Origin of the sequence: Bacillus sp. 205(2023) (assembly GCF_037027485.1) — a bacterium.
Lineage (GTDB): Bacteria > Bacillota > Bacilli > Bacillales > Bacillaceae > Bacillus > Bacillus halotolerans.
The window spans coordinates 84724-98377 of record NZ_JAXCHF010000004.1 but is presented as its reverse complement, the minus strand read 5'-3'; the positions used below and the strand labels follow the sequence as shown (position 1 = coordinate 98377).

General features: G+C 48.2%; 13 protein-coding genes. All 13 read left to right on the top strand.

Annotation, left to right across the window (positions count from 1 at the left end):
• The first annotated feature begins 28 nt into the window (after window positions 1–28).
• The 13 genes from WA325_RS12555 (at window position 29) to WA325_RS12495 (ending at window position 13642) form a co-directional block, all read left to right on the top strand.
• A complete protein-coding gene (locus WA325_RS12555; protein WP_442895281.1) occupies window positions 29–721 on the top strand; it encodes a YveK family protein in 693 nt (230 codons plus the stop codon).
• A gap of 22 nt (window positions 722–743) precedes the next feature.
• Window positions 744–1427 (top strand): protein tyrosine kinase EpsB, encoded by a 684-nt coding sequence (epsB, locus tag WA325_RS12550; protein ID WP_305934978.1) that lies wholly within the window; start codon window positions 744–746, stop codon window positions 1425–1427.
• A gap of 232 nt (window positions 1428–1659) precedes the next feature.
• Entirely contained in the window at window positions 1660–3480 is a 1821-nt protein-coding gene (locus WA325_RS12545; RefSeq protein ID WP_336183723.1) for a polysaccharide biosynthesis protein, read from the top strand.
• An 11-nt stretch (window positions 3481–3491) separates the two neighbouring features.
• Window positions 3492–4637: a glycosyltransferase family 4 protein gene (locus WA325_RS12540; RefSeq protein ID WP_059292502.1), complete on the top strand. Its 1146-nt coding sequence runs from the start codon at window positions 3492–3494 to the stop codon at window positions 4635–4637.
• Window positions 4634–5470 (top strand): glycosyltransferase EpsE, encoded by an 837-nt coding sequence (epsE, locus tag WA325_RS12535; RefSeq protein WP_024122933.1) that lies wholly within the window; start codon window positions 4634–4636, stop codon window positions 5468–5470. Before WA325_RS12540 ends, epsE begins: the two co-directional genes overlap by 4 nt.
• Entirely contained in the window at window positions 5463–6611 is a 1149-nt protein-coding gene (locus tag WA325_RS12530) for a glycosyltransferase family 1 protein (protein WP_336183722.1), read from the top strand. Before epsE ends, WA325_RS12530 begins: the two co-directional genes overlap by 8 nt.
• A 2-nt stretch (window positions 6612–6613) precedes the next feature.
• Entirely contained in the window at window positions 6614–7717 is a 1104-nt protein-coding gene (gene epsG / locus WA325_RS12525) for a biofilm exopolysaccharide biosynthesis protein EpsG (RefSeq protein ID WP_336183721.1), read from the top strand.
• 24 nt (window positions 7718–7741) lie between these two features.
• The gene (locus WA325_RS12520) at window positions 7742–8776 is read left to right on the top strand and encodes a glycosyltransferase family 2 protein (protein WP_105953956.1); all 1035 of its coding nucleotides are present in this window, start codon (window positions 7742–7744) and stop codon (window positions 8774–8776) included.
• Between the two features lie 4 nt (window positions 8777–8780).
• Window positions 8781–9857 (top strand): polysaccharide pyruvyl transferase family protein, encoded by a 1077-nt coding sequence (locus WA325_RS12515; protein WP_336183720.1) that lies wholly within the window; start codon window positions 8781–8783, stop codon window positions 9855–9857.
• Window positions 9854–10888, top strand: a complete 1035-nt coding sequence (locus WA325_RS12510) for a glycosyltransferase (RefSeq protein ID WP_336183719.1) — start codon at window positions 9854–9856, stop codon at window positions 10886–10888. Before WA325_RS12515 ends, WA325_RS12510 begins: the two co-directional genes overlap by 4 nt.
• Window positions 10885–12402 (top strand): MATE family efflux transporter, encoded by a 1518-nt coding sequence (locus tag WA325_RS12505; protein ID WP_185848592.1) that lies wholly within the window; start codon window positions 10885–10887, stop codon window positions 12400–12402. Before WA325_RS12510 ends, WA325_RS12505 begins: the two co-directional genes overlap by 4 nt.
• Complete coding sequence (locus WA325_RS12500; protein WP_336183717.1) at window positions 12399–13007, top strand: sugar transferase; 609 nt, start codon at window positions 12399–12401, stop codon at window positions 13005–13007. The genes WA325_RS12505 and WA325_RS12500 overlap by 4 nt, the downstream gene beginning before the upstream one ends.
• A complete protein-coding gene (locus WA325_RS12495; RefSeq protein ID WP_336183715.1) occupies window positions 13004–13642 on the top strand; it encodes an acetyltransferase in 639 nt (212 codons plus the stop codon). Before WA325_RS12500 ends, WA325_RS12495 begins: the two co-directional genes overlap by 4 nt.
• Window positions 13643–13654: the final 12 nt, after the last annotated feature.

Below are 13654 nucleotides of genomic sequence, written 5' to 3'. Positions count from 1 at the left end.
CCGTGAGAAGGCTGAAGGCTATGAATATATGAATGAGAATATGAGTTTTAAAGAATTATACGCGATTGTCAGACATAGATTCGTGCTGATTCTGCTCATCACAATAGGCGTCACCTTTATTACTGGTTTTGTGCAATTTAAGGTTATTTCACCGACTTATCAGGCGTCGACTCAAGTGCTGATTCATGAATCAGACGGTGAAGAAAACTCGAATCTCAGTGACATCCAGCGAAATCTTCAGTACAGCAGCACGTTCCAATCCATTATAAAAAGCACGGCCTTGATGGAAGAGGTCAAGGCGGAATTGCATCTTTCTGAATCGGCTTCCTCGCTGAAAGGAAAAGTGATGACCAGCAGTGAAAATGAATCAGAAATTATCACCGTTGCTGTTCAGGATCACAATCCGGAGCAAGCGGCTACAATTGCGAACACGTTAGTCAGCAAGTTTGAAAAAGAAGTAGATGAACGAATGAATGTCCAAGGCGTACATATTCTATCAGAGGCGAAGGCTTCTGAAAGCTCGATGATCAAGCCGTCCCGAATGAGAAATATGGTCATGGCTTTTGGGGCGGCCGTGATGGGCGGCATTACACTGGCTTTTTTTCTGCATTTTCTCGATGATACGTGCAAAAGCGCACGGCAGCTCAGCGAGAAAACCGGATTGCCCTGCTTAGGCTCCGTCCCTGATGTCAAAAAGAAACGGAATCGCAGGGTTGGATAAAACATTTCGAGGAGTGAAGTGAGTGGTCTTTAGAAAAAAGAAAGCAAGGCGAGGTTTGGCTCAAATATCCGTTTTACATCATAAATCAATTGTTGCGGAACAATATCGCACCATTCGGACAAACATTGAGTTTTCATCCGTACAGACCAACTTGCGGTCCATTCTCGTCACCTCCTCTGTGCCTGGTGAAGGAAAATCGTTCAGTGCAGCGAATCTTGCGGCAGTCTTTGCGCAGCAGCAGGAAAAGAAAGTGCTGCTGGTGGACGCCGATTTAAGAAAACCGACAATTAACCAGACGTTTCAGGTTGAAAATCTGACCGGGCTGACAAATGTGCTGGTCGGCAATGCTTCTCTAAATGAAACAGTGCAAGAGACACCGATCGATAACTTATATGTGCTGACAAGCGGACCGACGCCGCCGAATCCGGCAGAACTGTTATCCTCGAAGGCAATGGGAGATTTGATATCAGATATCTATGACCAATTCAGTCTGGTGATCTTTGATTCTCCTCCGCTTTTAGCTGTCGCGGACGCTCAAATTTTAGCGAACCAGACAGATGGAAGCGTGCTCGTTGTCTTAAGCGGAAAAACAAAAACCGATACCGTCCTGAAAGCGAAGGACGCACTGGAGCAATCCAATGCAAAGCTGTTGGGCGCTCTCTTAAATAAAAAGAAAATGAAAAAATCAGAACACTATTCCTATTAATTTGTGCTTTTAGGTGATGTCTCCTTACCTGTATCAATGGAGGCACTCGGCTCCGCTGTGGGCAGCTTGAACAGGCTGCCTTAGATGCTGGTCGTCGCTGGCGGGGCGTGAGGACGGGTTAAATGCCCACTTATTTGATATACATAGGAAATGTTATCGGTTTAGCTGCTGTCGTTTTTTAGATGACGAAACCGCCGCAGCTAAACCGATAAAAGTATTAGGGGGGAAAAGGTTGAGTTACCGGAGAAGACTGTCAATGATTATCGCGCTGGATACTTATCTCGTTTTGAATTCAGTTATTGCAGGATATCAATTTTTAAAAGATTCTTATCAATTTTATGACTCCGGAGCATTATTGCTTACCGCTGTCAGCTTGCTCCTCAGCTATCATGTATGTGCTATCCTGTTCCGTCAGTATAAACAAGTCTGGACATACACCGGGCTTGGCGAACTGATCGCTCTGCTTAAGGTCATTACGATTTCAGCCGCTGTGACCGGCATCATTCAGTACGCTGTGTATCATACAATGTTTTTCCGGCTGTTAACGGCGTGCTGGGTGCTTCAGCTTCTGTTCATCGGGGGGACCCGCGTTTTATCGAGAATAATAAAAGAAAGCATCAGAAAAAAACGCAGCACGTCGGCCCGCGCATTGATTGTCGGAGCGGGATCAGGCGGAACCCTGATGGTCAGGCAGCTGCTGCAGAAAGACGATCCTGACATTACACCTGTCGCTTTTATTGATGACGATCAAACGAAACATAAATTAGAAATTATGGGACTGCCCGTCATCGGCGGAAAAGAAAGTATCATGCCTGCGGTGCAAAAGCTCAAAATTAACTATATTATCATTGCGATTCCTTCTCTCCGTACCCATGAACTGCAGGTGCTATACAAAGAATGCGTGCGGACCGGAGTGAACATCAAAATCATGCCTCATTTTGATGAAATGCTGCTTGGAACGCGCACTGCCGGGCAAATCAGAGATGTAAAGGCTGAGGATTTACTCGGCAGGAAGCCGATAACCCTCGACACAAGCGAAATTTCAAACCGCATCAAAGAAAAAACAGTTCTCGTCACAGGAGCGGGCGGTTCAATCGGCTCGGAAATCTGCCGGCAAATCAGCGTGTTCCAGCCTAAGGAAATCGTTCTTCTCGGCCATGGGGAAAACAGCATTCATTCTATTTATTCTGAACTGAATGGACGATTCGGCAAACACATCGTGTTCCACACAGAAATTGCGGATGTGCAGGACCGCGACAAAATGTTTACCTTAATGAAAAAATACGAACCGCACGTCGTCTATCATGCGGCTGCCCATAAGCATGTGCCTTTAATGGAGCACAACCCCGAAGAGGCAGTCAAAAACAACATTATCGGAACAAAAAATGTGGCGGAAGCGGCAGATATGTGCGGGACAGAGACATTTGTGCTCATTTCATCTGATAAAGCGGTGAACCCGGCCAATGTAATGGGGGCAACAAAACGCTTTGCTGAAATGATTATTATGAATCTGGGGAAATTCAGCAGAACAAAATTCGTCGCTGTCCGCTTTGGCAATGTGCTCGGCAGCCGAGGCAGCGTCATTCCGGTTTTTAAGAAACAGATTGAAAAAGGCGGTCCCGTTACGGTGACACATCCGGCGATGACCCGCTATTTCATGACCATTCCCGAAGCGTCACGGCTTGTCATCCAAGCTGGAGCGCTGGCGAAAGGACGCCAAATTTTTGTTCTTGATATGGGCGAGCCCGTAAAGATTGTCGATCTCGCCAAAAACCTCATTCATTTATCTGGCTACACGACGGAGCAGATTCCGATTGAGTTCACAGGCATTCGCCCGGGTGAAAAAATGTATGAGGAGCTGCTGAACAAAAATGAAGTTCACGCCGAACAAGTTTTTCCGAAAATCCATATCGGCAAAGCGGTGGACGGCGACTGGCCATTGCTGATGCGCTTTATAGAAGATTTCAATCAGCTGCCGGAAGCCGAGCTCAGAGAGCGGCTGTTTGCGGCAATAGACACATCAAACGAAATGACGGCTGCCGGCGTTCGTTAGGGGGAGTGGAGATGACGAAAAAAATCCTATTTTGTGCCACTGTCGATTATCACTTTAAAGCTTTTCATCTTCCTTACTTTAAATGGTTTAAACAATTAGGCTGGGAGGTTCATGTCGCTGCGAGCGGGCAGACGCGGCTGCCGTATGTCGATGAGAAATTCTCCATTCCGATTCGAAGGTCACCCTTTCATCCTCAGAACATTGCCGTTTACAGACAGCTGAAGAAAGTGATCGAAACCAACGAGTACGACATCGTCCATTGCCATACGCCGGTCGGCGGCGTTCTTGCCCGGCTTGCGTCACGGCATGCGAGACGAAACGGAACAAAGGTGATCTACACCGCTCACGGATTTCATTTTTGCAGCGGAGCGCCGATGAAAAACTGGGTCCTTTATTATCCGGTTGAAAAATGGCTTTCTGCCTATACAGACTGCCTGATCACCATAAATGAAGAAGATTACACACGAGCGAAAGGGCTTCAAAGACCGGGCGGAATGACAGAAAAAATTCACGGCATCGGCGTTAATACAGACAGGTTCCGGCCAGTCAGCCTTGAAGAGCAGCATAGGTTGAGAGAAAAGCACGGCTTCCAAAAAGATGACTTTATATTGATCTATCCGGCTGAACTGAACCTCAACAAAAATCAGAAGCTGTTAATTGAAGCTGCCGCACTGCTGAAAGATAAGATTCCTGAGCTCCGTCTTGTTTTTGCCGGAGAAGGAGCGATGGAACAAACGTATCGGGCCTTAGCTGAAAAGCTTGGAGCTTCCCGCAATGTTTGCTTTTACGGCTTTTGCCGCGATATTCACGAGCTGATCCAGCTTGCGGATGTATCTGTCGCCTCCAGCATCAGAGAAGGCCTCGGCATGAATGTGCTTGAGGGCATGGCGGCGGAGAAGCCGGCGATTGCCACTGAGAACCGTGGACACCGGGAAATCATCCGGGACGGAAAAAACGGGTTTCTCATCAAAATTGGCGACAGCGCCGCTTTTGCCGATCGCATTGAACAGCTCTACCTTGAGCCGGAACTGCGGAGAACACTCGGACAGGAAGGCCGCCAAACAGCCTTGCGCTTTTCGGAAGCGCGAACGGTAGAGGAAATGGCAGATATTTATTCCGTGTACATGGATATGGATAAAAAGGAGAAAAGCGTATGAATTCAGGACCGAAAGTTTCTGTCATTATGGGCATTTATAATTGTGAACGCACTTTGGCGGAAAGCATTGAATCTATTCTCAGCCAATCCTATAAAAATTGGGAGCTGATTATGTGCGATGATGCGTCAACAGACGGCACGCTCCGTATCGCGAAGCAGTACGCCGCTCATTACAGCGACCGCATCAAGCTGATTCACAATCAAACAAACAAGCGGCTGGCCGCTTCGTTAAATCACTGTCTTTCTTATGCGACAGGCGAGTATATCGCCCGTCAGGACGGAGATGATCTGTCCTTTCCGCGCCGTCTGGAGAAGCAGGTTGCTTTTTTAGAAAAGCATCGTCACTACCAGGTGGTCGGCACCGGCATGCTAGTGTTTGATGAATTTGGCGTAAGGGGCACACGGATGCTGCCTTCTGTTCCGGAGCCGGCCATCATGGCGAAAGGGACGCCGTTTTGTCATGGGACAATCATGATGAGAGCCAGCGCTTACCGTACGCTGAAAGGCTATCGCTCGGTGCGGCGGACAAGACGAATGGAGGATATCGATTTGTGGCTCCGCTTTTTTGGAGAGGGCTTCCGAGGCTATAACCTCCAAGAAGCGCTGTATAAAGTAAGGGAAGACAGCGACGCATTCAAGAGGCGGTCTTTTACCTATTCAATCGACAACGCTATTCTTGTGTACCAGGCATGCAGACGCCTGAAGCTTCCTTTTTCCGCTTACATCTATATCGCAAAACCGCTCATTCGCGCGTTTATGCCTCCTGCTGTGATGAATCGTTACCATAAAAAAAGAGTGATGAATCAGAAGGAAGGGCTTGTGAAGCATGAATAACAGCCAGCAGCGCGTGCTCCATGTTCTCAGCGGCATGAACAGGGGCGGCGCGGAAACCATGGTCATGAATTTATATCGGAAAATGGATAGAAGCAAGGTGCAATTTGATTTTTTAACCTATCGAAATGATCCGTGCGCTTATGATGAAGAAATTTTATCGCTAGGCGGGCGGCTTTTTTATGTCCCGAGTATCGGACAAAGCAATCCCCTCACATTTGTGAAGAATATAAGAAACACAATAAAAGAAAACGGGCCGTTCAGCGCGGTTCATGCGCACACAGATTTTCAAACCGGCTTTATCGCGCTTGCGGCAAGGCTAGCCGGGGTGCAGGTCAGAGTATGCCATTCCCATAACACCTCGTGGAAGACCGGCTTCAATTGGAAGGACCGCCTGCAGCTGATGGTGTTCAGACGCCTCATTTTGGCATATGCGACTGAATTGTGCGCTTGCGGAGAGGATGCGGGACGGTTTTTATTCGGGCGATCCAATATGGAGCGGAAGCGGGTTCATCTGCTGCCGAACGGAATAGACCTTGATCTGTTCTCTCCCGCCGGGCAGGCGGCCGATGACGAAAAAAAATCACGCGGCATAGCGTCTGACCGTCTGATCATTGGTCATGTGGCCCGGTTTCATGAAGTGAAAAATCACGCGTTTTTGCTGAAGCTTGCCGTTCACCTGAAAAAACGGGGAGTTCGCTTTCAGATGGTTCTCGCAGGGGACGGACCGCTGCGGGAGCAGATGGAGGAGGAAGCGCGGCGGCTGAATCTGCTTTCAGATGTCCTCTTTTTAGGAACTGAAGAACACATTCATGAGCTCATGCGCACCTTTGATGTATTTGTCATGCCGTCGCTGTACGAAGGCTTGCCTGTTGTGCTTGTGGAAGCGCAGGCTTCAGGCCTTCCGTGCATTATTTCCGACACGATCACAGAAAAAGTCGACACGGGGCTCGGACTTGTGAAAAGGGTGAGTCTCTCTAAGCCGATGGACATTTGGGCTGAAACGATTGTAAGAGCGGCCGCCGCAGGCAGGCCGAAGCGGGAGCTCGTGAAAGATACCCTTGCGAAACTCGGCTATGATGCGCGGCGAAATGTGGGTGCATTGATGAATTTATATCAGATTAGCACTGAAAAAGGACAATAAAAATGATTGTGTATGTCGTCAATATGGGAATTGTATATATTTGGTCTTGGTTTGCTAAAATGTGCGGCGGTCGGGATGAGTCACTTGCTACCGGCTATCGTCCGAACAAGCTTCTCATTTGGATTCCGCTCGCCTCGCTTGTGCTTGTTTCGGGCCTGCGTTACAGGGTCGGTACAGATTTTCAGACGTATACGCTGCTGTATCAAATGGCAGGAGACTATCAAAATATTTGGCAGATATTCGGTTTCGGCACGGCGAAAACGGCAACAGATCCGGGCTTTACCGCACTGCTATGGCTGATGAATTTTATCACGAAGGACCCGCAAATCATGTATGTGACCGTTGCGGCCGTGACCTATATCTTTATTATCAAGACGCTGGCAGACTACGGAAGACCGTTTGAGCTGAGCGTCTTTTTATTTTTAGGAACCTTTCATTATTACGCATCCTTTAACGGAATCAGACAATACATGGTGGCAGCCGCTTTGTTTTGGGCGATTCGCTATATCTTCAATGGAAACTGGAAGCGTTATTTTCTGATTGTGCTGGTCAGTTCGCTCTTTCACTCCTCGGCGCTGGTGATGATTCCGGTCTATTTTATTGTCAGAAGAAAAGCCTGGTCACCGGCAATATTCGGTCTCTCAGCTTTATTTCTCGGCATGACCTTTTTATATCAGAAATTTATTTCGGTATTTGTCGTTGTCCTTGAAAACAGCTCATACAGCCATTATGAAAAGTGGCTGATGACAAATACAAACGGAATGAATGTGGTCAAAATCGCTGTTTTGGTCCTGCCGCTGTTTTTGGCCTTTTGTTACAGGGAGCGCCTCCGAAAGCTGTGGCCGCAAATCGATATTGTCGTCAATTTGTGCCTTCTCGGGTTTTTATTCGGTCTCTTGGCCACAAAGGACGTGATCTTTGCCAGATTTAATATTTACTTCGGACTGTATCAAATGATCCTAGTCCCTTATTTTGTCAGGATATTTGATGAGAAATCGAATGCGTTGATCTATATCGCCATTGTGGTTTGTTATTTTTTATACAGTTATTTGCTTATGCCGGTTGATTCTTCCGTTCTGCCGTACAGAACGATTTTTTCCCGGTAATTTATGCAAGAGGAGCCGGTCATTATGGAAACACCTGCGGTTAGTCTGTTAGTCGCTGTTTATAATACAGAAACCTATATCAGAAACTGCCTTGAATCTTTAAAGAACCAGACATTGGACAATATTGAAATCATCATCGTCAATGACGGTTCGGCAGACGCCAGCCCGGACATCGCTGAGGAATATGCAGAAAAGGATAAACGATTCAGAGTCATTCACCAGGAAAACCAAGGGCTCGGTGCGGTCCGGAACAAAGGGATCGAAGCGGCCCGCGGCGAATTTGTGGCTTTTATTGATTCAGACGATTGGATCGAGCCTGATTATTGCTTGCAAATGGTTCAGGCAGCTTCGGAGGAAACCGATCTGGTCATTTGCAACTATGCCGCGGAGTTTGAGGATACTGAAAAAACCGTTGTCTCAGACATTGCGGAAACCTATCAGGATCAGCCGAAGGAGTCCTATATCAAGGCGTTATTCGAAGGGAAGGTCAGGGGATTTTCATGGAATAAACTGTACCGAAGAAGCATGATTGACGCACACCGGCTTTCGTTCCCGCTCAGAGGTGAGCTGGAGCATGTCGAGGATCAGTTTTTCAGCTTCAGGGCACATTTTTTCGCCCGCTCGGTTTCCTATGTAAAAGCGCCTCTCTACCATTATCGCATTCACCTTTCCTCCATCGTGCAGGGTTATCAGAAAAAACTGTTTGAATCAGGACTGGCGCTGTATCAGGCGAACGCAGGGTTCTTACAGGAGAACAACAAGCTGGAGGAGTACCGAAAGGAGCTTGATTTCTTTATCGTTCTCCATGGGACCATTTGTCTTTTGAACGAATGGAAAACAAGCGCCAGCCGGCGTCTTTTGGAAAGGCTCAAAACGGTCGGCGTGATTTGCGCTGATCCGGTGTTTCAAGGCAGTCTGTCGAAAACGGGGACAGCGCCTTTTGACGCAAAACGGTCATGCCTGCTGCTGATGGCGAAATACAGAATGATTCCGCTCGTTGCCATGGCGTCCGCCGCGTATCAGCGAGTGATCGAGTACAAAATGAAAATCAGAGGGTGAAGACATGTCGTTACATTCATTGAAAATCAATCTTGCAGAATGGCTGCTGCTAAAGGTCAAGTACCCGTCCCAATTTTGGCTGGGTGCGGCCGATCAGCCGGTAAAAGCTGCCGCACATAAGAAGAAAATCATACTGACCCTGCTGCCTTCCCATGACAATTTGGGGGATCATGCTATTGCTTATGCCAGCAAAGTGTTTCTTGAGCAGGAATACTCCGATTTTGAAATCATTGAGGTCGATATGAAGGACATATACAAATCAGCAAAAGCGCTGATTCGCTCCCGCCACCCGGAAGATATGGTCTTTATCATCGGCGGCGGAAACATGGGGGATTTATACCGGTATGAAGAGTGGACGCGCCGCTTTATCATTAAAACGTTTCATGATTATCAAATCGTCCAGCTACCGGCAACCGTTCATTTTTCTGATACGAAAAAGGGACGAAAAGAGCTGAAACGGGCGCAGAAAATTTATAACGCGCACCCCGGTTTATTGCTGATGGCGCGTGATGAAACTACGTATCAATTTATGAAGCGGCATTTTAAAGAAAAAAAGATCCTGAAGCAGCCTGATATGGTGCTGTATTTAGATAGAAGCAGCACCCCTGCGGAACGCGAAGGGGTGTATATGTGTTTACGCGAGGATCAGGAAAGTGTGCTTCAGGAGGATCAGAGAAAACGCGTGAAGACCGCTCTTTTTAATGAATTTGGCGAGATCAAAGCTTTTACGACAACGATCGGGCGCCGGGTCAGCCGCGGTACACGGGAACAGGAGCTGGAAGCGCTTTGGTCTAAGTTGCAAAGTGCTGAAGCCGTTGTCACAGACAGGCTGCACGGCATGATTTTTTGTGCGCTGACAGGAACGCCGTGTGTAGTGATCCGGTCTTTTGATCACAAAGTAATGGAAGGCTACCAATGGCTGAAAGATATTCCAACCATGAAGCTGATTGAACAGCCGGAGCCGGAAATTGTGACAGCCGCAGTGAAAGAGCTGCTGACAAAAGAAACAAACCGTGCCGGCTTTCCGCGGGAGATGTATTTTAAAGGGCTGCGGGATAAAATCAGCGGTGAAGCACAATGACGCCGCTCGTCAGCATTATTGTCCCGATGTATAACGTTGAACCATTCATTGAAGAATGCATCAATTCACTGCTTGCCCAAACGCTGTCCGATATAGAAATCATCCTTGTTAATGATGGAACACCCGATCGATCTGGTGAGATGGCAGCGGCATACGCGAAACGGGATGCAAGAGTTCAAGTCATTCATAAAAAAAATGGAGGCTTGAGTTCGGCTCGAAACGCGGGAATCAAAGCGGCGCGCGGCACGTATATCGGGTTTGTAGACGGAGACGATTATGTCTCTCCCGCCATGTTTCAAAGGCTTGCAGAAGAAGCGGAGCAGCACCGGCTCGATATCGCTGGCTGCGGATTTTATAAACAGTCCGAAGACAGGCGGGTATACGTGCCGCCGCAGCTCGAAACAGGCCGTGTGCTGACCAAAGCGGATATATCTGAGCAGCTCCAACGTGCCCACGAAACGAGATTTATCTGGTATGTATGGCGATATGTGTATCGCCGTGAGCTTTTGGAGAGGGCGAACCTGTGGTTTGATGAAGACATCCGTTTTGCTGAAGATTCACCCTTTAATTTATCTGCTTTTTATGAAGCCGATCGGGTAAAAATGCTGGATGAAGGCTTGTACATATACCGTGAAAATCCGAACAGCCTGACGGAACTCCCTTATAAGCCTGCGATGGATGAAAATATCCAAAAACAATATCAAGCCAAACTCGCATTCTACAATCAGTGCGGCTTAGCGGATGTGTGCAAAGAGGATTTAGATGTGTACATTTGCAAGCACCAGCTTCCGATGCTTCTGGCAAACGCCTGTGCCTCATCGCAGCCGCCGAAAGACATCAAAAAACAGATCAGACAGATTTTATCCTATGACATGGTTCGGCAGGCTGTCAGACACACACCGTTCCAGCATGAGAAATTAGGCAGAGGCGAGCGATTGGTCTTAGGACTGTGCAAATGGCGGCTGATCTTTCTCATCAAGCTGTTTTTTGAGACACGCGGAACCATGAAAGGCAGTGCGAAGCAGGCATGAAATTCACCATTAACTTCAGCGCCAATCTCACAGCTTTTCTTCTGTCCGTATTCCTGTCTGTCTGGATGACGCCTTTTATTGTCAAAACGCTCGGTGTCGAGGCTTTTGGCTTTGTGAATTTAACGCAAAATGTGATTAATTATTTTTCCATTATCACGGTGGCGCTCAGCTCCGTGGTTGTGCGTTTTTTTTCTGTCGCAGCCCACAGGGGAGAGCAGGAAAAAGCAAATGCGTATATCAGCAATTATTTGGCTGCATCTGTTTTGATTTCATTGCTGCTTCTGCTGCCTCTTGTGAGTGCGGCTTTTTTTATTGACCGCGTTATGAATGTCCCTCAGGATCTATTGGCTGATGTTCGGCTGTCGATTTTAATTGGGAGTCTGCTGTTTCTTTTAACATTTTTGATGGCGGGGTTTGGGGCGGCGCCGTTTTATGCCAACCGGCTGTATATCACCAGTTCGATTCAGGCGGTGCAAATGCTCATCCGCGTGCTGTGTGTGCTGGCGCTGTTTGCCTGCTTTACGCCAAAAATCTGGCAGATTCAGCTTGCCGCTTTAGCCGGTGCCGTCATAGCGTCTATTCTGTCTTTCTGCTTTTTCAGAAAACTGATTCCATGGTTTTCATTTAGGCTGAAAGACTTGTCATTCCGCATAAGCAAGGAACTGTTTCAGGCAGGAACCTGGAACTCAGTCAATCAGATCGGCGTGCTGCTTTTTTTGCAGATCGACCTATTAACCGCCAACTTGGTGCTGGGTGCATCTGAAGCGGGAAAATACGCGGCGATTATCCAGTTTCCGCTGCTGCTGCGCAGTTTGGCAGGAACAGTTGCATCTCTATTTGCGCCTGTCATTACTTCTTATTATTCAAAAGGCGATATGGACGGCTTGGTCAAGTACGCCAATCAGGCAGTGAGACTGAACGGGCTTTTGCTTGCGCTTCCGGCTGCATTATTGGGAGGTTTGGCCGGGCCTTTTCTGACGATCTGGCTTGGTCCGTCCTTTTCCTCTGTAGCGCCGCTTTTATATATTCACGCCGGATATTTGGCGGTCAGTCTTGCCTTTATGCCGCTGTTTTATATATGGACCGCCTTTAATCAACAAAAAACACCGGCGCTCGTCACCCTGCTGTTAGGCGCAGTGAATGTTGTGCTGGCGGTCACATTAAGCGGGCCGGCGCATCTGGGGCTTTACGGCATTACGCTGGCCGGAGCGATTTCGCTTGTGCTGAAAAATGTTATCTTTACGCCGCTTTATGTATCACGCATTACCGGCTACAAAAAGCATGTGTTCTTTACAGGCATGTTCGGTCCGGTCTTTGCCGCTTTATTTGCCTGGGCGGTTTGTGAGGCCATCCAGTTATGTATCACCATTGAAAGCTGGACATCACTGATTGCCGCAGGTGCTGCCGTCAGCTGCTGCTACGCGGTTTTCGCTTTTATGTTTGTTTGTACGAAAGAGGAACGACAGCTGGTGCTGAGACGGTTTAGAAAAACGAAAGGAGCTGTAAATATTTGATCCTGAAACGTCTTTTTGATCTGACGGCCGCTATTTTTTTATCGTGCTGCACGGGTGTCATTATTCTATTCACTATCGCCGTAGTCAGGCTGAAAATAGGATCGCCTGTCTTTTTTAAACAAGTACGGCCCGGCCTGCATGGGAAGCCGTTCACCCTTTATAAATTCAGAACGATGACGGACGAACGGGACAGTGAGGGAAACCTGCTGCCGGATGCAGTCAGGCTTACGAAAACCGGCAGGCTGATCAGAAAGCTAAGCATTGATGAGCTGCCGCAGCTTCTGAACGTTTTGAAAGGAGACCTCAGCCTCGTCGGTCCCCGGCCGCTGCTGATGGACTATCTGCCGCTTTATACGAAACAGCAGGCACGGCGCCATGAGGTGAAACCCGGGATTACAGGCTGGGCGCAGGTCAACGGCAGAAACGCGATTTCCTGGGAAAAGAAATTTGAACTGGATGTTTGGTACGTTGACAACCGTTCATTCTTGCTCGATTTGAAAATTTTATGTCTGACGGTACGCAAAGTTCTTGTTTCAGAAGGTATTCAGCAAACCAATCATGTGACCGCAGAACGCTTCACAGGAAGCGGAGATGTGTCCTCATGAGAAACGTGGCCATTGTGGGAGACGGCGGTCACGGAAAGGTGATCAGAGAACTCATAAGCGCCCGTTCAGACACGCGCTTAGCTGCGGTGCTGGACAATAAATTCAGCACATTTGCTGCCGGGAAAGAGCTGTACACAGGCCCCCCGGCAGCAATTCCTGAATTGCGCAGGCTGATCCCTGATGTCATGTTTGTGATTGCAATTGGAAACAACAGCGTCAGAAAACAGCTGGCGGAGCGGCTGGGGTTATACAAAGAAGATTTCATCACATTAATCCACCCGTCAGCCATCATCAGCAAATCGGCTGTCATCGGGGAAGGAACGGTTATTATGGCCGGTGCGATTATTCAGGCGGATGTTCAGATCGGCGCCCATTGTATCATCAATACGGGCGCGATTGCAGAGCACGACAATCAGATCGGCGATTTCGTACATCTTTCTCCGCGCGCCACGCTTTCTGGTGGTATTGCGGTTCAAGAAGGGGCTCATGTTGGCACCGGGGCCTCCGTCATTCCGCAGGTTACTATCGGCTCTTGGAGCATTGTCGGCGCAGGTTCCGCGGTGATCCGCTCCATCCCTGCCGGGGTAACGGCAGCAGGAACCCCGGCGCGCGTGATTTCCTCTATTCAAACCTAAAGCAAAGGATGG